The sequence below is a fragment of the Mucilaginibacter pocheonensis genome (assembly GCF_031456535.1).
Lineage (GTDB): Bacteria > Bacteroidota > Bacteroidia > Sphingobacteriales > Sphingobacteriaceae > Mucilaginibacter > Mucilaginibacter pocheonensis.
In genome coordinates, this window is the sequence record NZ_JAVDUU010000003.1 from 315,471 (window position 1) to 336,856 (window position 21,386).

18 protein-coding genes are annotated in these 21,386 nt (G+C 41.8%); 9 read left to right on the top strand and 9 right to left on the bottom strand.

From position 1 onward, the window contains the following. Positions 1 to 66: 66 nt before the first annotated feature. Positions 67 to 618, bottom strand: coding sequence for a dihydrofolate reductase family protein (locus J2W55_RS14745; protein ID WP_310096948.1), 552 nt, complete (start codon positions 616 to 618; stop codon positions 67 to 69). Between the two features lie 162 nt (positions 619 to 780). Between J2W55_RS14745 and J2W55_RS14750 the strand changes: the two genes are divergently transcribed. The 5 genes from J2W55_RS14750 to J2W55_RS14770 all read left to right on the top strand — a co-directional run bounded on the left by J2W55_RS14750 (position 781) and on the right by J2W55_RS14770 (position 6,380). Continuing rightward, positions 781 to 1,779 (top strand): glycoside hydrolase family 43 protein, encoded by a 999-nt coding sequence (locus tag J2W55_RS14750; RefSeq protein WP_310096951.1) that lies wholly within the window; start codon positions 781 to 783, stop codon positions 1,777 to 1,779. A 133-nt stretch (positions 1,780 to 1,912) separates the two neighbouring features. Further along, a complete protein-coding gene (locus tag J2W55_RS14755) occupies positions 1,913 to 2,758 on the top strand; it encodes a 3-keto-disaccharide hydrolase (RefSeq protein WP_310096954.1) in 846 nt (281 codons plus the stop codon). A 385-nt stretch (positions 2,759 to 3,143) separates the two neighbouring features. Further along, positions 3,144 to 4,322, top strand: coding sequence for an aldose epimerase family protein (locus J2W55_RS14760; protein WP_310096959.1), 1,179 nt, complete (start codon positions 3,144 to 3,146; stop codon positions 4,320 to 4,322). 54 nt (positions 4,323 to 4,376) lie between these two features. After that, complete coding sequence (locus J2W55_RS14765; RefSeq protein WP_310096961.1) at positions 4,377 to 5,393, top strand: family 43 glycosylhydrolase; 1,017 nt, start codon at positions 4,377 to 4,379, stop codon at positions 5,391 to 5,393. A 6-nt stretch (positions 5,394 to 5,399) separates the two neighbouring features. Then, entirely contained in the window at positions 5,400 to 6,380 is a 981-nt protein-coding gene (locus J2W55_RS14770) for a glycoside hydrolase family 43 protein (protein WP_310096964.1), read from the top strand. A gap of 6 nt (positions 6,381 to 6,386) precedes the next feature. Here J2W55_RS14770 and J2W55_RS14775 read toward each other — a convergent pair whose 3' ends face one another. After that, complete coding sequence (locus J2W55_RS14775) at positions 6,387 to 7,685, bottom strand: NAD(P)/FAD-dependent oxidoreductase (RefSeq protein ID WP_310096967.1); 1,299 nt, start codon at positions 7,683 to 7,685, stop codon at positions 6,387 to 6,389. Positions 7,686 to 7,830: 145 nt separating this feature from the next. Here J2W55_RS14775 and J2W55_RS14780 point away from each other — a divergent pair, with 145 nt between their 5' ends. Next, positions 7,831 to 9,390, top strand: coding sequence for a beta-N-acetylhexosaminidase (locus J2W55_RS14780; protein ID WP_310096969.1), 1,560 nt, complete (start codon positions 7,831 to 7,833; stop codon positions 9,388 to 9,390). 59 nt (positions 9,391 to 9,449) lie between these two features. Here the strand turns inward: J2W55_RS14780 and J2W55_RS14785 are convergent, their stop codons facing one another. The 7 genes from J2W55_RS14785 to J2W55_RS14815 all read right to left on the bottom strand — a co-directional run bounded on the left by J2W55_RS14785 (position 9,450) and on the right by J2W55_RS14815 (position 18,131). Next, positions 9,450 to 10,514: a substrate-binding domain-containing protein gene (locus J2W55_RS14785; protein ID WP_310096972.1), complete on the bottom strand. Its 1,065-nt coding sequence runs from the start codon at positions 10,512 to 10,514 to the stop codon at positions 9,450 to 9,452. Positions 10,515 to 10,634: 120 nt separating this feature from the next. Next, on the bottom strand, positions 10,635 to 11,276 hold the full coding sequence (locus J2W55_RS14790) for a response regulator (RefSeq protein WP_310096975.1): 642 nt from the start codon (positions 11,274 to 11,276) through the stop codon (positions 10,635 to 10,637). A gap of 80 nt (positions 11,277 to 11,356) precedes the next feature. Then, on the bottom strand, positions 11,357 to 12,373 hold the full coding sequence (locus J2W55_RS14795) for a chemotaxis protein CheB (RefSeq protein WP_310096978.1): 1,017 nt from the start codon (positions 12,371 to 12,373) through the stop codon (positions 11,357 to 11,359). Positions 12,374 to 12,378: 5 nt separating this feature from the next. Further along, positions 12,379 to 14,001: a PAS domain-containing sensor histidine kinase gene (locus J2W55_RS14800; RefSeq protein ID WP_310096981.1), complete on the bottom strand. Its 1,623-nt coding sequence runs from the start codon at positions 13,999 to 14,001 to the stop codon at positions 12,379 to 12,381. 3 nt (positions 14,002 to 14,004) lie between these two features. Continuing rightward, positions 14,005 to 16,974 carry a chemotaxis protein CheB gene (locus J2W55_RS14805; protein ID WP_310096984.1) on the bottom strand — a complete coding sequence of 990 codons (2,970 nt, stop codon included), beginning with the start codon at positions 16,972 to 16,974 and terminating at the stop codon, positions 14,005 to 14,007. Positions 16,975 to 17,478: 504 nt separating this feature from the next. Then, positions 17,479 to 17,754: a hypothetical protein gene (locus tag J2W55_RS14810; protein WP_310096986.1), complete on the bottom strand. Its 276-nt coding sequence runs from the start codon at positions 17,752 to 17,754 to the stop codon at positions 17,479 to 17,481. Between the two features lie 5 nt (positions 17,755 to 17,759). After that, positions 17,760 to 18,131, bottom strand: a complete 372-nt coding sequence (locus tag J2W55_RS14815; protein WP_310096989.1) for a response regulator — start codon at positions 18,129 to 18,131, stop codon at positions 17,760 to 17,762. 385 nt (positions 18,132 to 18,516) lie between these two features. Between J2W55_RS14815 and J2W55_RS14820 the strand changes: the two genes are divergently transcribed. The 3 genes from J2W55_RS14820 to J2W55_RS14830 are packed head-to-tail and all read left to right on the top strand — an operon-like array spanning position 18,517 to position 21,367. Beyond that, entirely contained in the window at positions 18,517 to 19,479 is a 963-nt protein-coding gene (locus J2W55_RS14820) for a glycosyltransferase family 4 protein (protein ID WP_310096992.1), read from the top strand. Between the two features lie 17 nt (positions 19,480 to 19,496). Continuing rightward, on the top strand, positions 19,497 to 20,786 hold the full coding sequence (locus J2W55_RS14825) for a glycosyltransferase family 4 protein (protein ID WP_310096995.1): 1,290 nt from the start codon (positions 19,497 to 19,499) through the stop codon (positions 20,784 to 20,786). Beyond that, positions 20,783 to 21,367 carry a D-glycero-alpha-D-manno-heptose-1,7-bisphosphate 7-phosphatase gene (locus tag J2W55_RS14830; RefSeq protein ID WP_310096998.1) on the top strand — a complete coding sequence of 195 codons (585 nt, stop codon included), beginning with the start codon at positions 20,783 to 20,785 and terminating at the stop codon, positions 21,365 to 21,367. The genes J2W55_RS14825 and J2W55_RS14830 overlap by 4 nt, the downstream gene beginning before the upstream one ends. Positions 21,368 to 21,386: the final 19 nt, after the last annotated feature.

Sequence of the window (21,386 nt, forward strand, 5' to 3'; positions counted from 1 at the left end):
TGCGGTCGCAATACACGATATGTATGCGCGGTCTGTTCAAATTTAAATGTCAATGGGTCGCTTCAATCACTGTTTAAGGTAATGATGCGCCACACATCCGGATTTGAAAATTTGGGTATCAACTAACTTTAAATTAAGATTTTCCTGAAGGCTACCTACGTTCAGTAACAGTCTTCCTCTCCCCACAATCACCGGATGTACAACTAAACGAAATTCATCGATAAGGCCTGCAGCTATCAATTCAGGAAGCAGGCTTACACTGTCAATCAAAATTTTTTTTCCTGGTTGTTGCTTCAGTTTCAGGAGTTCTTCGGCAGGGTTCTCACGAACAATCCGCGTGTTTTCACCTGCGCTGTTTAATGATCGTGAAACAACAACTTTATCAATAGAAGTAAGCCTTTGGGCAAATCTATTTTGATCTTCCGTGCCCGATTGATTTTTTGCGACATCGGCCCAATAGGGAAACATGAGTTGATACATGACACGGCCGAAAAAAAGCAGGTCTACGTCGTCCATCATTGCTGTGAAATAATCATGAAGATCTTCGCTGGGATTAAAAATAGTGTGGTCGCAATAGCCATCGATGGAAATATTCATACCGAATGTTACAGTTCTCATTTTTAAGGGTTTTGTTTTAATTTAAGGATATCAATCAAAAATAAGAGATAACATTAAATAATTTGCGAGCGACATTGTAGACGAAGCTTATTCAAATAAAAAAACAAAAATAAACCGATTGTGTGCAATCTAAAGCGATATTAGCTGGCAGATTTTACTGATATGAAAAAGTCTTTTTCCTTTTTATACTTTTTGTTGATTTTTCCAGTCGCGGCTTTTGCTCAGCAAAGAGCGAACGCCCTGAGAAAAGGTATTCCGCTTGATTCAATTCAGTTGAGCGATCCCTGTATCCTGGCAGACGCAAAAACTGCCATGTACTATATGACAGGTACCGGCGGTTTACTCTGGAAAAGCAAAGATCTCAAATTGTGGGATGGCCCTTTCGAGGTTGCCAAAACCGATCCCCGGTCATGGATGGGACCTCATCCAATGATCTGGGCTGCTGAATTGCATGCATATAAGGGCAAGTATTATTACTTTGCCACCTTCACCAATCGCGACGTCAAAATTGATACCGTAAAAGGCAATGTGATAGAACGCCGCGCATCTCATGTCTTGGTCGGCAATCAGCCCGATGGGCCATATGTGCCAATGCAGGACGCTACTTACCTACCCGCTAACAAACCGACGCTGGACGGAACATTTTGGCTGGACACAGACGGGAAACCTTATATGATATATTGTTACGAATGGTTACAGAACTGGGACGGCACCATCGAGAAAATTGAACTGAAACCTGATTTAAGCGGCTCGGTGGGAGTGGGGAAAGTATTATTCCGCGCCAGCGATTCTCCCTGGAGCAGAGAAAAGGATGAAAACGGGAATGTTCGCCCTAATAAAGTTACAGACGGGCCATATGTGTTCCGTACCCGAACCGGGCGCCTGGGTATGATCTGGACAAGCTGGGTATATGACGTTTATACGCAGGGTGTTGCCTATTCTTCGAGCGGTACGCTAAACGGGCCCTGGGTACAGGCCAAAGAACCTATTACGCCGCCTAATTTCGGCCATGGCATGCTGTTCAAAACATTTCAGGGCAAGTTGTTAATGGCAGTACATAGCCACCAGGATATTAATGGCCGGTATCGCCGCATTCCCCATTTATTTGAAATAGATGATTCCGGTGATCAGCTGATTGTGCGCGGACCTTATGTTCCCTGAGATTTAAAATACAGCAAATAAGATCATCATTGATTTTAAAGGTAAATCTGTAACTTCGGGAAGTAAGCTGACATTGAGCCTTAATGGGCTGATCATCTAAGAAATCCGCCTGAAATTTATAACCACTACAAATATGAAACGTACGTTGACAAACGAAAGAAATTATGCCGATGCGATTTATAAAAAAAGATATTTAATACTGTTTTTCTGCCTTGTTATCATTAGTTGCGGTAGCAAAAAAAGGCTAAGCGGCGGCAATATTGATGGTGGCTGGACAAAGCTGTTCAACGGGCGTGACACTAAAGACTGGTTTGTTAAGATCAATCACCATGAAGTGGGCGAAAACTTCGGGAATACATTTCGCGTGGAAGATGGCATGATCAAGGTCAGATATGATCAGTATGGAGATTTCAACGACCAGTTTGGACACCTCTATTATAAAACGCCGTTCTCTTATTATCATTTAAGGTACGAATACCGATTTGTTGGTAAATGGCAAACAACCGCGCCTCCTTACACACTACTTAACAGTGGCGTTATGTTTCATTCGCAGGATCCAAGAACCATGCTCAAAGATCAGGACTGGCCAATTTCAATTGAAATGCAGTTGTTGGGCGGATTAGGCGACGGTAAGCCCAGGCCAACGGGTAATATGTGTTCTCCGGGCACCGATGTTGTTTACAAAGGGAAAGTTTGGCCAGACCATTGTATTAACTCAACCTCAAAGACTTATGACGGTGAGCAGTGGGTAAAGGGGGAGTTGATTGTTCAGGGTAGTAAACTAATCACACATATCATCAACGGCGATACTGTACTGCAATATTCCAAACCAACCATTGGCGGCGGTGTAGCACACGGTTACGATCCAAAGTACAAACAAGACGGAAAATTACTGAGCAGTGGTTTTATCGCCCTGCAAAGCGAAGGGCAGCCGGTTGATTTCAGAAATATAGAAATTAAACAGTTGCCTGCCGACTGATAATCACGAAAAATCATTCATACAAATTAAGCTTAGGGTTTCTGAAGCAAATTCACTATTGCTCCAACTTTTATTATAAAGCTGATCTCTGCAGAAGCATCGCAATAAGAGATCAACCACTTTACTTTTTTTTAGCTATTCGGCCATAAAAAACAAATCGTTTATTTAAAATGAAATAAAAATTTCGTTTTGTAAAAAAATAAGTGTTCTTTTAACAATCAATTATAATTTATAGGCAAAAACCAGTTGTTAACCGGTAGTGATCATGGATCAGATTCCGTTCGCTCTGTTGTTGTAAATGACATTGCGTTTGATAAAACCATGTTTATGCACGTTGAAGATATTTGATAATCAATTAAACCGATTTTAAGTAAACAACCAGATTATGAAAAGAAAACACAATTTTTTATTGATGATGAGCTGCGCTGTGGTGCTGTTTAGTGCTTGTAAAAGCAAACCAACCTCAAACAATACTACAGGGCAGGACACGGCTTCATTAACAGAACAAAAACTACCTGATTCGGCCAGTTTTAATGCGGATGTTCAGGGGAAAAAAGCAGGCTTGTTCACTTTAAAAAATAAAAGTAACGCCACTGTTTTAATCACTAACTACGGTGGCAGGCTGGTAAGTATTGTTGTACCGGATAAAAGCGGTAAACCTACCGATGTCATTTTAGGATATGATTCCTTAAAAAGCTATCAAAAACCAAAAGAACCATTTTTTGGGGCCATTATTGGTCGTTATGGCAACCGTATTGCCAAAGGTAAATTCAGTTTGGATGGTAAAGCTTACCAGTTGGATATTAATGACGGTGTAAATACCCTGCATGGCGGTTTTAATGGTTTTTATTCCAAAGTGTTTTCGGCTAAACAGCTAAACGCGCAGGAATTGGAGCTTACCTATCAATCTAAAGATGGCGAAGGCGGTTATCCCGGCAACCTGTCAGTAACCGTGTTGTATACCCTGAGTGATGACAACGCGCTTAAAATTGAATACAAAGCCACTACCGATAAAAAAACTGTAATTAATTTAACCAATCACGCTTACTTTAACTTAAACGGGGCAGGTAGCAAAACCATTTTAGATAACCTGGTTCAGATTAATGCTGACGCGTTTTTGCCTGTTGATACAACCCTGATCCCTACGGGCAAATTACAACCGGTTAAAGGAACACCGTTTGATTTCACCAAATTTAAAACCATAGGTGCAGATATTGATAAAGCCGATGATCAGTTGAAAAATGGAAAAGGCTACGACCATAATTTTGTATTGAACAAGCATGATGCTGCCGCTCCCGTAGCTATGGTAAGCAGTACTACAACTGGCATCATGATGGAAGTTTATACTGATGAGCCAGGGCTGCAGTTTTATTCAGGTAACTTTTTAACCGGTGCAACAAATGATGGAAAAGGCGGTAAGGCATATGGTCACCGTTCTGCTTTTTGCATGGAAACCCAGCACTTTCCCGATGCGCCTAACCAGCCTGCTTTTGCATCAACAGTTTTAAAGCCGGGCGAAACGTATCATACCGTTACTACCTACAAGTTTTCAACTAAGCAATAACCAAGCTTTTTCCTTTAACATAGTACGATCAAGAAATAAGTAAACGGTATTATATTGAAAAGTATTTTATTAACAGCGGCTTTATTATTCCTGAACCCTGGTTTGCAAGCCCAGGAATTAAGGACGGATATATCAGTACATGATCCGGTGATGATAAAGCAGGATAGCCTGTATTATATTTTTTGCACGGGGCAGGGCATAGCCATGTGGTCATCTGCAGACAGGACGCATTGGAAATCCGAAAAACCGGTTTTTGAAAATGCGCCACAGTGGGCGGTTGATGCTGTCCCTGCCTTTAAAAATCATATTTGGGCGCCTGATATTTCTTATTATAAAGGACTGTATTACTTGTTTTATTCGGTATCGGCTTTTGGTAAAAATACATCTGCCATTGGGCTGGCAACCAATACTACCTTGCATACCGATGATCCGTCGTATAAATGGGTTGATCATGGCAAGATCATCCAATCTATCCCCGGCAAAACCAACTGGAACGCCATCGATCCTAATTTAATTACGGATAAGGATGGTACGCCTTATCTGGTATTCGGCTCATTTTGGGATGGGCTGAAACTGGTTAAACTGAATAAGGACAGACTAAGCATTGCCGAAGATATTAACCATATTCCTACTATAGCTACCCGCCGGAAGCATCAATCAGAGAGCCTGCCTGCAGTTGATGGTAATCCGGCAGATGCCGGTGGTAATGCTATTGAAGCACCTTTTATTTTTAGGCACAATGGATACTTTTACCTGTTTGCCTCTATTGATTATTGCTGCAAAGGTCCAAAAAGCACCTATAAAATGATCATTGGTCGCTCCCGGAAGTTAAATGGACCATATTTGGATAAGGACGGGTTAGCCTTGAACAAAGGTGGCGGGTCTGTACTACTGGCGGGCGATAGCAACTGGTATGGCGTTGGACATAATGGAGTGACTGCTTTTGATGGTGTGGACTATATTATTTTTCATGGTTATGATGCCGCGGACAGGGGGATATCAAAATTAAGAATAGAAAGACTGAACTGGGAAAATGGATGGCCAATAGTAGCATCAGATCCAGGTAAATAAAATCAGATGAAAAAATTAAAAGTAACAAGTGCATTGCTTGCTTTATTAGCCGGGAGTTTTTTGATGCCGGCCAAAGCTGTTGTTGTAAAACCAGATACCATTATACACTCCACGGGAAATCCGATAATCAGGCATAAGTTTACTGCTGATCCGGCTGCTATGGTTTATAAGGATAAGGTTTACCTGTACACCGGGCATGATGAAGCGCCAGCAGGTAAAAACGGATATGTAATGCATAACTGGACCTGCTTTTCATCGACAGATATGGTGAACTGGACCGAGCATCCATCGCCATTAAATGTTAAGGATTTTGTTTGGGCTAAAGCCGATGCCTGGGCTTCTCAGGTAATTGAGCGTAACGGTAAGTTTTATTGGTATGTAGCTGTTGAACATGCAACTATTCCGGGCAAGGCCATTGGAGTAGCCGTAGCCGACAGTCCAACCGGGCCGTTTAAGGATGCCCGGGGAAGTGCATTGGTTACCAACGATATGACTAAGGCCATAAAACATTCATGGGATGATATTGACCCAACGGTTATTATTGATAAGGACGGGCAGGCCTATCTTTTTTGGGGTAATGGTATTTGCTATTATGCCAAACTTAAAAGTAATATGACGGAGTTAGACGGCCCTATAAAAACCATTACTTTACCACATTATACCGAAGCTCCGTGGGTGCACCAACGGAATGGCTGGTACTATTTATCCTATGCTTATGAGTTTCCCGAAAAAATAGCCTATGCCATGAGCAGGAGTATTAATGGCCCCTGGGTTTATAAAGGGATCATCAATGAATTGGCAGGCAACTCCAACACCAATCATCAGGCTATTATTGATTTTAAAGGCAAAACCTATTTTATATACCATAATGGTGCTTTAGCTGCCGATGCAGGCAGTTTCCACCGCTCGGTTTGCATTGACTATTTATATTACAATCCCGATGGGAGTATAAAAAGGGTGATCATGACCAGTGAAGGGATTAAATAATGTTAATTATTCTCCCAGGCGATTTTCACGATTCTCCGAACGGAAGATCATGCGCAGGGCCTGGTCATGAGTAAGATAAGCTATTGCCCAGTTGTAAAATGTTTTGATCTTGTTATTATAATTAGCAAGAGATATGAGGTGGATAAATAGCCAGCTTATTAAGCCTAAAAAGCCTCCTAAGTGCAGTTTGTGTTTAAACAGATCGGCCATTGCAACTCTTCTGCCTATGATGGCCATATCTCCCCGGTCAAAATAAATAAATGGTTTCATTTGCTGTCCCCGGGCAAGGCGATTAAGGTTTTTTGCCAGGCTTTTTCCCTGCTGTATAGCTGGTTGGGCCAGTTGCGGGTGACCATTAGGATAGGCCGGATCATTAAATTGAAGACAGATATCCCCAATGGCATAAATGTTTTCATAGCCATTAACACGGTTAAAGGCATCGGTGAGCATACGGTTGCCTTTTCCAACGCTTTCTTGAGCAATACCTTCAAATGTGTTGGCTATTACACCTGCTGCCCATATTAAAGTTTCGGCCTCAATAACCGTGTTGTCAGACAGGTGTACCACGCCGTTTTCGTACAAATTAACCCGGGTGTTCAATTTAATACGCACGCCCTGATCTGCCAAAGCTTTATAAGCCGCCTGGTGCGATTTTTCGCTCATGGGCGCTAAAAGATACGGTGAGCTGTCAACAATATAAATTTCGGAAGTAGCCTCCAATAATTGAGGGTAGTCTTTGCCCAGAATGTACCGTCGCATTTCGGCCAGCATGCCCGCAATTTCAACACCGGTTGGGCCGCCACCTGCAATTACTACGGTTAATAATTTTTGTCTCGCCACAGGATCGGTTTCAATCGCCGCCTTCTCCATCGTTTTAATCAGCTCGTTACGCATGTACAACGCGTCGTCAATGCCTTTAAGGGAAAAGGCCCGGGCACGTACACCTTCGTTTCCAAAAAAGTTGGTTCTTGAACCGGCTGCAAATACAAGAATATCATAATGAAGCACCCCGCCATCGCTTAAATAAAGCTCATTTGTTTGGGTATCAACCTTTTTTAGGGATGCCATTCTGAAAGACTCCCCTTTGTTTTTTAACAACTTACGGAACGGGTAACTAATGCTTGCTGGTTCCAGGAAACTTGTGGCCACCTGGTATAGCAGGGGAGTAAAATAGTTGTAGTTATTTTTATCTACCAGGGTTACATTATAGTATTTATTGCCAAACATGCGGCTGATAAAATTTAATCCGGCAAATCCCCCTCCAATAACTATAATGTGCTTTTTAGTTATAGTGCTATATTCCATTAGGCTTTATTTTGATAAAGATTAGTTTCGGCTTTGTGTTTTAATGAAGATCAAAAATATTTTGCTTTTTTGTCCCAACTATCTATATTTGATATCGTGTACGTACACGTTTGTTTGTCCCACTCTTCCTGCTTAATGTTTTTATATGAAGAATTATTTATGCCGCGGCTTATTGCTGCTGCTGCTTATTACCGGCTTTAAACTTTCCGTGCGGGCTGTTAATGTAAATGCACCTGATTCAATAACAATTAAAGGTTTTCATGTGGATATGCGCATTCAGGTGATGAAAATGCCTGCCTTAAAAAAGTTTGTGGCTCATTTAGCCGGCAAAGGCATAAATACTTTACTGGTAGAGTGGGAGGCCAGTTATCCATTTCAAAGCGAGCCATTGATACCCAACAGGTACGCTTACACGCAACAGGAGATTCGCGATTTTGTAAGTTATTGCAATGGGATGCACGTACAGGTTATTCCGTTGCAGCAAAGCTTTGGGCATGTGGAGTATATCCTCAGAAATAATAAATATGCCGCCTTGCGCGAAGACCAGAAAGATTTTAGCCAGGTATGCCCCAGCGAACCCGAACTGAACAAGCAATTGTTTACGCGGCTTTATACCGAATTGGCTGCTACTCATACCTCACCTTACATCCATATTGGCGGCGATGAAACCTATTTGCTTGGCCACTGCGAAAAATGCAAAAAACGGGCGGCAGAGATAGGTTTATCAAAACTCTATTTTGATCATGTTAAAATGCTGTGCGATATTGTGGTAAGCCTGGGTAAAAAGCCGGTGCTATGGGCCGATATTGCCTTGAAACATCCTGAATACATCAAAATGCTGCCCAGGGAAGCTGTTTTCATAGACTGGAATTACGGGTGGGACTTGAATCGTTTTGGCGATCATTCAAAATTATTGCAGTCGGGATATGAGATTTGGGGATCGCCGGCTATCAGAAGCCATCCGGATACCTATGCCTTAACCGACTGGCAAAAACACTTCAATAATATCAGGGATTTTTTGCCGCTGTCGCGTAAGCTGGGTTATAAAGGTATTATCATGACTTCATGGTCAACATCAGGCGTTTACTCCACTGTATTTGAGTCGGAAGATGAGCCTATTGATCTGTATGCCATTCGCCACGTTTACCCCATGACGGGTTTTAATATGTTGATTGATTTTTATTTAAGCGCGTTAAAAAACGATAAGAAACTAACTATCGATGAGTTTATTGCCGGTTATTGCGCCGGCAACTATGGCATGGATAACGCAAAGGCTATGCTGCTGAAGAAAGCGCTCTTTTGCGCGCCGTATGCTATTGTTAATGATAAGGTGATGTCGCCAAAGCCAATAACGGTTAGCCAGTTACTTGATAGCGCTCAAAAGGCGCTGAGTATTCTTAAATCTATACAGCCGGTAAAAGGCCTGCAGGAGTTTAATCATTACCTGTTAATGGCCAGGATCCGGGTGTATTACCTTACTTTTATGAAAATAGAATCTGAAGTGAACGCGCCAGGTTTTACTAACGCGCAGGTACCGGCTTATGTTACTCAACTGAAAAAACTACTATCAAACGAGCAAAAACTGAACGATGAATTTGCGGCACTTAATAATGATTTTCTTTATCCGGCATCAATAAAGGAAGAAAACGTATTAAGGAGCCAGAAAATCCATATTTTATATGATCGCTTAGCCCGAAGTAAATGAAGTTTCTAAATAGTTTGTTCGTTTGCGAGAGCCATCTGCAGGATTTAAACAATTAACGTTTAACCGTTATAAAACTGATAGTTTTCTTTGGTGATAATATCTATAGGCATATAAACAGATCTCTCCACTTCACTTATTTTGAAAAGATGTTTGTACAGCGCCAAAATACCCAGGTAGCCTTGTTCTTTAGGTCGTTGACAGATCAGGAAGGTGATCTGGCCGCTTTCCAGGTAACTGATGTTCTTCTTTAAAAAGTCGTAACCGATAAGTAAGATGTCCTTGCGGTTATGCTTTTCCAGTATTTTGGCAATAATGTTTACCCTGGAGTTAGTTACAAAAATAGCTTTGATACCCGAGTCTGCAGACAAAAATGATAACAGCGATTTTTCTACCGCAGCCAGTTTGGTTTCGTTAATGTTTAGGCTAATTACCTGGTTTGGCTTTTTGGCCTCCTCAAAAAACTTTTTAAAGCCTTGCTCTTTACGTAGTAAATGGTGGTTGTTTTCCAGATCGGTAGCTATGTTAACCGCTAATATGTTATCCTGCGGCTGAATAATAAAGCTAATAAGTTGGGCTGCCAACTTGCCGCTTTGGTAAAGTTCGGGCCCTATATAGGTAAGGTTTTCCTGGTTAGGCAAGTCGGAGTTGATGAATGCCAGCGGTAAACCAAGTTCATGTATCTTTTTGGCAAGCGATATCGATTCTTCTACAAATGATGGTGCTATTAATATTCCATGAGGTTCGTCGTGTAAAAGCTCTTCTGCCGATGAATGAAAACTGGCTTTCGAATCCAGGTCGTAAAAATAATACTTAACAGTAACCCCGAATTGTTTTATCTCCGCGGCTGCCTGTTTTATTCCGTTTAGCGGATAGAGCCAGTAATCTGTTTCGTTTGAAACTGCGGGTATCAGCACAGCGAGATTTAATATTTTGCGGGAAGCCAGCAAACTTGCCATTTTATTGGGCTGAAAGTTAAGCTCCTGTATAATGGAGTTTATTTTCTGCCGGGTGTTTTCAGATACCCCTTTACGGTTATGAATCACCCTGTCAACAGTGCCGATAGATACATTTGCCCTGCGGGCTATTTCCTTTACACCGGTTAACTCAGTTTCTGCCTTTTTCATGGATAATGTAACACCAAATATAATGGATTTTAATAAAATGGTGCGTTGTGGCGGCACCTATTGCTGAATGCAGACTGGTGGTGGATTTACTAATGTATGGAGCGCAGACCGCAAGCTGTTTTAGCTGATGATACCATTAATAATTGCGTACTTAATGAGCGTTGCCGTGTTACGCGACTGGGTTTTATCAATAAGGCTTTGACGGTGTCCTTCCACGGTGCGTTTGCTGGTAAACAACTTGTCGGCTATCTCTGTATTGGTGTGCCCTTCTGCAATGAGGGTGAGCACTTCTATTTCGCGTTTAGAAAAATCTATATCAGGCTGATCGGGAGCTTCGGGAGCGTATATGAGTTTTTCCAATAATCTGAATGACAATTCAGAACATAGGTACTTGCCGCCGATGTGCACGTGTTTTAAAGCAAAAATCATTTCATCGGCACTAACGTTCTTTAAAAGATACCCCAGCGCGCCAGCATTAAATGCCTGCGTTACATATTTTTCATGATCAAGCATAGAAAGCACCACCACCTTTACATGGGGGTGTTGTTCTTTTACATTTTGAATAAGTTCAACACCGGCCATCCCGGGCATATTCATATCGGCCAGTATCACGTCTGCGGGTGAACCTTCATCTAAAAGCTGCAGTATCTCGTGACCGTTAATACCTTCGCCCGATACATGGAGGTCCGGCTCCTTATCTAATAAGGACCTGATGCCGTTCCTTACTATATTGTGGTCTTCTGCAAGTAAAATATTGATCATGATCTCTTGTTTAATTAACGCCTTATGGAGTTTGTAAATTGTTATATGGTTTAAATCAATCTTATATTGCTCACAACGTTTTATCCATATTGCTTTGGCTCTTCATTTTCCTCCACAATGCCTAATAAAGTTTTAAGCCGCTCAATGTGTACAGTAGTTTCATTTGCTTTTTCCTGGTAGGATAGGGCATGATCGATTTTGCCCGATTCCTCCGCATGTTTACCCATGGTTAACAACAGGTTGCGGCGTTCTTCCAGCATTCTGATCGACACCCAAACAGATTCCTCAAGCGATTCCTGCTGTTTTTTCAGCAAAATATCTTCGTTGTAAACATGACCGGTGTGGCACCTGTAACGATGTATTTCATCATCACTATTGATCTTCCATAACCCCCCGCCACAATCAGGGCAGGTAAATACGGAGTGGGTAGCAATTTGCCGCAAATTCTCCATGCTGAAGTTTCTGCGCTCCGTAATTTCGGCTTCCAGCTTTACATCCGGCGGTATGTTTGTAAACGGTTGTTTGGGCTTTGAAAAAAGATCTTCCAGGATATAAGCTATATCAGCAATAGACACCCGGTAATCAACCGTTACGTTGTTGATAACATTTGTTGGCATATCGGGAAAGGCAGCCTCCGATGGTTCCTGCACTATGGTGGTTCCGCCGCATCTTTTAATGGCAGACATGCCCGATGTGCCATCATCTAAAAGGCCTGTTAGTATAATGCCGATCACATTTGAATCGTAATTGGCAGCGGCCGACCGAAACAATACATCAATTGATGGCCGCCAGCGGTTTTCATGCGGCCCTTTATTGACACGGATCACATCCTTGCCAATCATCATATGACAGTTTGCCGGGGCAAGATAAAAATAACCTTTCTGAAAACTTTCCCCATCTACGGGAATACGGCATGTTAAACGGGTATTGCTTTGCAAATACTGCAGAATAATATCGGGTTGTGAATCTTTTGACAGGTGCAATACCGCGAATACCGGCGCGTTGATATTCTCAGGCAAATGTGATACCAGTTCTGTCATGGCTTGCAGGCCGCCAGCTGATGCACCAATAACAACAATATTGTTTTTAATATCCATGAGAGTTAATTATCGTGCTTCAATATAATATACACACTGGTTCCCTTATCAACTGTCGATTTAATATCCATACTTCCGTTATACAAATTAACACGGTTTTTAATGCTGCGTAATCCAGATCCTTTTAACAGATAATCAGTATCCTTAACATTAAAGCCTATGCCGTTGTCATTAACCAATATGTTAATATGCCCGTTTATTGTATTTATTTTAACGTGAGCCTCGGTAGCCCGGCCGTGTTTAATACTATTGTTCAATAACTCCTGCACAATACGGAATACGGAAATTTCCAAATTGGGATCAAGGCGCGCTTTTAAAATGGAAAGCTGGCTCTTCACAACAAACTGGGGCATACTTATCCGTTTTATCATTTCCTTTAGGCCTTCGCGCAAGCCAAAATCAGTTAATATGGATGGGGCAAGCTCAAATGATATATTGCGCGTTTCTTTAATAGCCTGGTCAATAAGGTCATTAATGGCGGCAAAATCATCTTTTTTGGCCGACACCTCCTTATAGTTCTGGAAATTTAGCCTTATGGCATAAAGCAGCTGGCTAACGCTGTCATGCAGGCTTTCGCTTATCCGTTTACGCTCATTTTCCTGCACCTGCAAAACGGCTTTATTGATATTCCTTTCCTGGTTTAGGCGCAGGCCTTCGGTATTTGCCTCCAGCTTTTTACTTTCGGTAATATCAATCATGATCCCTACAAAGTGGCTTGCCGCTTTGTTATTATCTTTATCCTTGTTAATAATATGCCCTCTTACCCTTAAATACTTAAGGACGCTGCCATTTTTTATCCTGTATTCCAAATCAATTTCTGTTGATTCTTTTAGCGCCGTTTCAAAAGCGCTGCGCATTTTATCAGCATCGTCAGGGTGTATGGCTTCAAAAAAGGTTTCATATTTGCCGTCAAACTCCCAGGGTTTATAACCATAAATGGTATAGCAGTAATCGTCCATAAAAATGGTCCGCTTTTGCAAATCAATTTCCCAGGTACCCGTCGCCGACGCTTCCAGGGTCATTTTGAGGCGTTCATTGGCATTGTACAGGCGTTGTTCGGCTTCCATACGCTCAGTTATATCAACCGCGGCTATATAAAATTGCTTGTCGCCGCTGGCGTTTCTTACGCCAACGCCTTCAATCTGCGTATAATATGACTGTCCGGTGCTCGCTTTTAACCAAAGCTGGCAATTTTGCTTTTGCCCCGTATTTTGCAGTTTACGTATAAAAGCATAAAAATTCTTAATGCTTTCTGTGGCTATAAACTCCTGTAACCGTTGTTTTAATAAAATTGCCTTTGGTGCGCCAATCATTTGCGATCCGGTGGTATTTACCTCCTCAATTACACCAAACTGATTCAGGATAAAATAGCCAACGGGGGCAAGGTCATAAAGGCTTAAAAATTTTTTACGCTCAAGTTCAAGGCTTTCGTGTGATGACCGCAGCTCGTCATTTTGCATTTCCAGCTCTATCTGAAAAACCTGCAGCTCATGCAATAGCTCCTGTACCTCCATTCCCGAAAGCAGGCTGTCTGGCTTCCAGGCTTTGTTATTTAAAATTGTTTCGGCCTTTTGCCTAAACAATTTTAAATACTCGTTATTACTCAATATGGAAGCGTATTTTTTCAATTGTCAAATTTTTCCCTCTTTTAATGTAAGTAACATCAAATACGCCTCGGCTGTTTCAACATCTTTAAAGGTATCGCTGCTAAAAACCAGTTTTTTTAGGCCGATGGATGGAAAATCATGAACGATGGATACCGACGAGTTTTTATGGAGACTGTTTTTTAAAAACATGTCGAGCTTATCGGTTTGCCATCTGTGGCGCAGCAGTTCGTTAAAGGATAGTTTTTGTATATCGTTTTCCTTTAATTTAAAATATGTTAAAAAAGCCGAATTTACACTTACAATAAGCGATTCATTATCTAAAAGTATGGCAGGTTCGTTTATTTGCTGAATGGCGGTTGAGGTATATTTCTGTAAAATATTCAGCCTGGTTTGCATAGCCTTTAAAAAGGTTATTCTATCAAACGTAAGTACAGCGCCGCTTATAAAGTTATCAAGCGTACGGTAAGGCATAATACGCAGGTTATACCATTCGCCTTTATTCGTTTTTACCTCTATTTCTTTACCCGTGAGCTTTTCAATTACCTCCATAATGTCCTGCTCCACTGCCGGGTAATTAAAATTCGATACTACGTGGTTAATGGACCGGCCAACATCGCCGGGTATAACGTTAAAAAGTTTTTTTATCTGCGGGGTAAAGCGCAGTATGTTAAGCTGATTATCTAAAAATATGGTACCTGTTTCTGTGCTGTCAAGCAGGTTTTTCATATCATTGTTAAGCTGCGTTAGCTCTTCGGCCTTAACCTGGTACTGCATGTTAATGGTCATGAGTTCCTCGTTCAATGATTGCATCTCCTCTTTGGTGGTCAATGACTCTTCGTTGGTACTTTGCAGTTCTTCATTGGTGCTTTGCAGTTCCTCGTTGGTTGATTTAAGTTCTTCCATTGAAGTTTCCATCTGCTCAATGGTGGTTTGCAGCTGCTGCTTGGTATAAATAAGTTCTTTTTGCAGTTCCTCGGCCTGCCCGTCAGTAATGGACAGGTTTTTTTTGGATAGCCGTGGCGCCGGTTTTTTGGATAGGCCAAGGTCATTAAAAACAATGATCACCAACCCATTAAGTGCCGTACCTTCCAGGTAGCTTACCTCCACATTCACCAGCCGGCCCTGCAAACCATCGGTTAACTTTATTTCGGGTAATGTTATCTGTCCTTTATGGATAAATACCTGGCGTATTGCATTTCCCAAAGCATACTTCAATTCTTCGCGGGCCATGCGATGGATGTTCATTACGCCTTCGCCCGAGCTTAGTTCCAGGAACTTGCCGGGTTTGCCGTTAATGTATAAAATATCGCCCTTTTCATTAATAAGCAGGGCGGCAGGGGTATAGTTTTCAATCAGTATCTTGCCAAAGATGTCTGAAAGGTCGTTCTTTTTCAAAGATTTTTGCATGGTTTCGTTTTTGAACAATCGCCCTGCCGGGTTTGAAACATTAAAGGGAAAATCGATCATTTTGCCTGTGCCGGCCACAGCTTCCTGCTTTTCAAATAGCTTCCATTTACCATCAATGGTTTTAAAAAGGCTCCCAAATGAACCAATGGTTTCGGCAGGCCCCATAAACATGAGCCCCTTTGGCATGAGTGAATAATGGAACAGCGGCAATATCTTTTTTTGCAGATCATTGGTCAGATATATCATAACATTGCGGCAGCACAAAAGATCAAGCCGGGTAAAAGGGGCATCCTTAATGAGGTTATGCTGCGCAAAGACAATCATTTCGCGCAACTCTTTTTTCGCCGAAAATCCATCGTTGTTCCTGATAAAAAAGCGCTCTATTCTTTCGGGCGATACATCAGCAGTGATATTGCCATAATAAATACCCTGGCGGGCATGTTCAATAGCTTTTATATCCAGGTCGGTAGCAAATATCTGCACTTTTGCCTGGTGTTTGCGATTTATCTGTTCCTGGCACTCCATTACCAAAATAGCAATGGAATATGCCTCTTCGCCTGTTGAACAGCCTGCTACCCATATTCGTACCGGTTCATCAGCAGGTTTTTGGCTCAGCAGGTCCAACAGTTTTTTTTGCAGTATTTCAAATGCCTCTTTATCCCTGAAAAATTTGGTTACGCCTATAAGCAATTCGTTAAACAGTATTTCTATTTCCTGGGAATTATCTTTCAGAAAGTTGGCATACTGTACATAATCAGGCAATTGGTTAAAGGCTATCCTGCGGTCTATACGCCGCCTGATGGTTGATTTCTTGTACAATGAAAAATCATGCCCAACGCTTGAGCGCAACTGTAAAAGTATGTTTTGAATAACCTGGTTTGTTTTTGTTTCGGATATGGCCAGGTCACGGGCGTTCTCGTTTAATACCGGGTGGTTTAAATACTGGATCAGTTTCAGGGGCATTTCTTCGGGGGGCAATACATAATCGGCCAGGCCCGTGTTTATGGCGCTCCTGGGCATGCTTGAATATTCCGCGCTGTCTGGGTCCTGAACCATGGCCATGCCCAGTTTTTCCTTTACCATACGCAGCCCGGTTTCGCCATCAGTCCCCATCCCCGAAAAAATAATGGCTACCGCGTTGTTCCACTGGTCGTCGGCAAGGCTTTGTAAAAAGTAATCAATGGTCATGTGCCTGTTTTTTGACTCACCGAAATCGACAGTAACCAGCTTACCGTAATGTATGCTGATATCTTTATGCGGAGGAATAATGTAAACGTGGCCCTGCTCAACCAGTATGCCATTTTCTGCCTCAATAACGGGCATCCTGGTATAATTCTGTATCAGGTCTGCAACGCGGGCTTTATGCTGAGGATCAAGATGGATAACAATGATAAAAGCCATGCCGCAATCAGCGGGCATATGTGTAAAAAACTTTTCAAACGCTTTGAATGACCCGGCAGAGCCGCCCATGCCGATAATAGGAAAAGCCCTGGGTTTTGTAATTTCTTGTTTTGCAACAGAGGTTTTTTTTGAGCCGGCTGATTTGCCTTCGGTTTTTCTTTCACCCGCCACCTGTTTTTTTGCCATAATAGATGATACTGTTTTGAAGCTCAATAATAAACTAATCAGATTGTATTAAGCTATTAATTTAATACCGAAAAAGCTAATTGTTTTATGATCAGGATGATTTTCGTTAGGAGTCCGAAATCAAAAAAACCGATCCGTATCATATTCGTGATCTGGATCAGCTTTCTTGATCTTGTTGGTCGGGCAATACAACCGTTTCAGGTCTCATGGTCAAACAACAAAGCTAAGTAAGCGGATTAAATATGGGTTAGGTATAAATACTTTAAAAACTTGCGTTAAATACCTGATTGTGGCTTATATGTGTTTTGAAAAAGCTGTAAAAAACAAACGTGGACCCATCTCCGTATCACCCGACCAAGAGCTCCACATTTAATGAGGTCCACGTAATCATACCATCAAATGGAGCGGGGTATTACGTATGTATCGGCTAAAACGGTATGGTCAAATATAATGATTTTACCTTTAGGATTTTTTTTTATTTATAAATTAATTGGTAATGGCTGCTCAAATACCAGGCGCTGTGTTGGTGTCAATAGTGCACTTATCGGCCTCCTTAACTTTCTCAATTTTGCGGATCAGCAGGCCCTTAAGCTTTGGGGCAAGCTGAAAATCGCCTATATATTTCCACTCTTCAGCGCATTTGATAAACCAGAATTTAGCCTGCCTGAGTTTGATCTTGTATAAAATACAATGATTGGGGTAGGACAGTTCCGTAACATCAGCCCTATATTGCTCATTCAAATAAGTAATATTGATTTGAAACTTTTTGCATGTTTGCATACATCTTAGTTGCGTACCGGTGCGGTAAAGGCACTTAACTTTGTCATAAAATCAAAAAGGTCAAAAGGTTTGGGTATAAACGCGTCGCAGCCATAATATTCAAGGGTGTTATTCATTTTGGGATAAGCCGATAAAATAAGCACGGGCAAATGATTAGTAAGCAGGTTCTGTTTGATCTGGTGGCAAAGCTCACCGCCGTTAATCCCATTTAATAAATAATCGGTTACAATAATATCAGGTTTAAACTCCTGTATCTCCGTGAATACGCCGTTGGTGTTTTGTACACATTTTACAGCATAGCCTTCGTAGGATAGCGCTTCATTCAATACCTCAAGCAAAGCGTCATCATCATCAATAAGTAATATGCGCTTTTTCATAAATGGAGAGATTAATGTAGTTATTAATTGATAAGCTTATGTTCAAAATTACAAGACAGGGCGGTGTATTCCTATGCGTATAAACACTAATTTATCATACGTTAAGTACCTGATTTTCAATTAATAGTTATTTTTAATAATTAAAAACGTCAAAATAATATATAAATTATATATGTCCTGAATTTGCTGCGTTAAATACTCTTTTTAAATGTTAAAACTACGCATAAACCAAACAAATTAAACACGGTTTAAAATGTTAATAAACTGATTATTAATATTTTAATTAATTTAAATTAAAAATATTAATGATCATTTTGTCACAAACGGTTATGAACCGATAAACCAAGCGCTTCTTTCGGTGTTAATTAGTAGTTAATTAACAATCATGAAACGAAAAATAAACATTTTTACCTGGCATATTCACGGCAGCTATTTATATTATCTGTCACAAGGCGATTATAATATTTATATACCTGTAAAAACGGTTAAAACCGAAGGCTATTATGGCCGCGGTAAAACTTTCCCTTTTGGCAGCAATGTAATTGAAGTACCTGCCGATGAAGTGAAAAATATGGAGTTTGACTGCATATTGTTTCAAACCAATCAAAATTATTTGTTTGATCAATATGAAATATTATCAGCCGCGCAGCGCGCGTTGCCGCGTGTTTATTTAGAGCATGACCCGCCGCGTGGGCACCCTACAGATACGCGGCACGTAATGAACGACCCTGAGGTGGTATTTGTACATGTTACCCATTTTAATAAACTGATGTGGGATAACGGCAATGTGCATACCACGGTTATTGAACATGGCGTAACCTTGCCCAAGGTTAAATACACCGGTAAAATAAATAAAGGGATAGTGGTGATCAATAACCTGCCCAAGCGCGGGCGTTTACTTGGCTTTGATATATTTAAGGAAGTACGTAAACATATCCCTATTGACCTGGTGGGGATGGGAACAGGCGAATATGGCCTTGGCGAGATCCTGCACCCGCAACTCCCAGAATTTATAAGCCAGTACCGTTTCTTTTTTAACCCCATAAGGTATACCAGCCTGGGCCTTGCCATTTGCGAAGCAATGATAATGGGTATGCCGGTGGTTGGGCTTGCCACTACAGAGCTTGCGACTGTAATTGATAACGGCTACTCGGGTTTTGTACATACCGACCCTGATTTCCTGATCAGGCAAATGAAAGAACTTATTGACGATCCGAAACTGGCCATGCAGATAGGGGCTAATGGCCAGGCCGTGGCAATGGAGCGCTTTAGCATACGGCGTTTTGTGCGCGACTGGGAGTTATTATTCCAACTGGTCACGAAGGATCGGTTATTAAAATCAGCTTAAGTAAAACTATCTACACTATGAAATATCCTATGTTTAAAATTGCATTTATCAGTGAGCACGCATCGCCGCTGGCCAGCCTGGGCGGCGTTGATACCGGGGGGCAAAACGTGTACGTGTCGCAGCTTGCCCAGTTCCTGACAAAACACGGCTACCATATTGACATTTATACCCGCCGTGATGACCACATGCAAAAGGAGGTGGTTAACTGGCGGCCCGGCATACGGGTTATACACGTTAACGCCGGCCCCAAAAAACAGGTACCTAAAGAGGAACTATTGCCTTACATGGATGAGTTTGGTACAAATATGCTGGCCTTTATGGAAGAGCAACACATTAATTATGACCTGATACATGCTAATTTTTTCATGTCGGCAGTGGTTGCGGCGCAAATAAAAGAGACGCTGGATATCCCTTATGTGGTAACCTTCCACGCGCTGGGGTATATCCGTACCATTTACCAGGGGAGCAATGACCGTTTTCCGCCGGAGCGGGTGGATATTGAAAAAGAGGTAGCCCGCAAGGCCGATTATGTAATTGCAGAGTGCCCGCAAGACAGGGACGATCTGCTGCAGCATTACCAGATCGAGCCCGAAAAAATAGTGATTATCCCCTGTGGTTTTAGCGAGCGCGAGTTTTACCCTATAAATAAGGGCCTGGCCCGCAAATTTTTGAACCTGCAGGCCGATGTACCTGTTTTACTGCAATTGGGCCGCATGGTGCCGCGCAAAGGAGTTGATAATGTAATAAAAGGCATAGCCAAACTGAAAATGCTTGGCAAGCGTGCCCGGCTGGTCATAGTAGGCGGCGAAGCCGATCTGGATAGTTGCCCGGAGATAGCCCGCCTAAAAAAAATAGCCGCTGAAGGCGATATTCTGGATGATATTCATTTCGCCGGGCGCCAGGGGAGGGATAAGCTTAAATTTTACTACGCGGCGGCTGATGTGTTTATAACCACGCCCTGGTATGAGCCATTTGGTATAACCCCCCTGGAGGCCATGGCCTGCGGAACGCCGGTGATCGGTTCAAACGTTGGCGGAATAAAATATACCGTTATTGACGGCGAAACCGGAGCCTTGGTTAACGCCAATGATCCGGATCAGCTGGCCGAAAAAATTAATGAACTGGCCTTTGATCAGGACAAGCTTGCGCGGTTAAGCATGAATGCCATCAAGAGGGTGAACCAACATTTCACCTGGGAGAGCGTAGCTCATAAAATGAGTTCACTTTATCAAAAAATGATCAGTTTAAATGTTAAAAACAACATGATTATATCAAATTCATCCAATAAGGATACAAAAGCAGCATGAAAAAGGCGATTTTTTTGGACAAAGACGGTACTTTGATCGTTGACGTTGCCTACAACGTTAATCCTGAAAAGGTGACACTAAGTAAAGACTGTGTTAGGGGATTAAAACGTTTACAGCAGCACGGTTATTTGCTTGTTATTGTTAGTAATCAGTCAGGTATTGCGCACGGTTATTTTGACAAGGATAAGTTATCAGCCGTTGAGCATAAAATAAAGATGATGCTGTATGCCCATGACATTATCCTGAACGGGTTTTATTATTGCCCGCATCATCCTGACGGGAAGGTTAAACCATATGCCATATCATGCAATTGCCGTAAACCCCAGCCCGGTTTGCTTTTAAAAGCGGCAAAGGACTTAGCCATTGATTTACAGGCTTCCTGGATGATTGGCGACATACTAAATGATGTGGAGGCAGGCAACAGGGCAGGCTGCAGGAGTATATTAATTGATAATGGGAATGAAACGGAATGGATCTATAACGAAATGCGGCAGCCCGCGGCTACAATCAAAAACATAAATATGGCGGCAGATTATATTATATCCACTATAAAAAAAGATGAACAGCTGGTTAGGTTGTAAGAATATATTGTGCATCCGC

Excerpts from the sequence above, each read along its gene's own strand:
- J2W55_RS14795 (WP_310096978.1), bottom strand. The coding sequence starts at position 12,373 with ATGGATATTAAAAACAATATTGTTGTTATTGGTGCATCAGCTGGCGGC.
- J2W55_RS14815 (WP_310096989.1), bottom strand. The coding sequence starts at position 18,131 with ATGAAAAAGCGCATATTACTTATTGATGATGATGACGCTTTGCTTGAG.
- J2W55_RS14785 (WP_310096972.1), bottom strand. The coding sequence starts at position 10,514 with ATGAAAAAGGCAGAAACTGAGTTAACCGGTGTAAAGGAAATAGCCCGC.
- J2W55_RS14810 (WP_310096986.1), bottom strand. The coding sequence starts at position 17,754 with ATGCAAACATGCAAAAAGTTTCAAATCAATATTACTTATTTGAATGAG.
- J2W55_RS14790 (WP_310096975.1), bottom strand. The coding sequence starts at position 11,276 with ATGATCAATATTTTACTTGCAGAAGACCACAATATAGTAAGGAACGGC.
- J2W55_RS14745 (WP_310096948.1), bottom strand. The coding sequence starts at position 618 with ATGAGAACTGTAACATTCGGTATGAATATTTCCATCGATGGCTATTGC.
- J2W55_RS14820 (WP_310096992.1), top strand. The coding sequence starts at position 18,517 with ATGAAACGAAAAATAAACATTTTTACCTGGCATATTCACGGCAGCTAT.
- J2W55_RS14770 (WP_310096964.1), top strand. The coding sequence starts at position 5,400 with ATGAAAAAATTAAAAGTAACAAGTGCATTGCTTGCTTTATTAGCCGGG.
- J2W55_RS14755 (WP_310096954.1), top strand. The coding sequence starts at position 1,913 with ATGAAACGTACGTTGACAAACGAAAGAAATTATGCCGATGCGATTTAT.
- J2W55_RS14830 (WP_310096998.1), top strand. The coding sequence starts at position 20,783 with ATGAAAAAGGCGATTTTTTTGGACAAAGACGGTACTTTGATCGTTGAC.
- J2W55_RS14780 (WP_310096969.1), top strand. The coding sequence starts at position 7,831 with ATGAAGAATTATTTATGCCGCGGCTTATTGCTGCTGCTGCTTATTACC.
- J2W55_RS14825 (WP_310096995.1), top strand. The coding sequence starts at position 19,497 with ATGAAATATCCTATGTTTAAAATTGCATTTATCAGTGAGCACGCATCG.
- J2W55_RS14760 (WP_310096959.1), top strand. The coding sequence starts at position 3,144 with ATGAAAAGAAAACACAATTTTTTATTGATGATGAGCTGCGCTGTGGTG.
- J2W55_RS14750 (WP_310096951.1), top strand. The coding sequence starts at position 781 with ATGAAAAAGTCTTTTTCCTTTTTATACTTTTTGTTGATTTTTCCAGTC.
- J2W55_RS14775 (WP_310096967.1), bottom strand. The coding sequence starts at position 7,685 with ATGGAATATAGCACTATAACTAAAAAGCACATTATAGTTATTGGAGGG.
- J2W55_RS14805 (WP_310096984.1), bottom strand. The coding sequence starts at position 16,974 with ATGGCAAAAAAACAGGTGGCGGGTGAAAGAAAAACCGAAGGCAAATCA.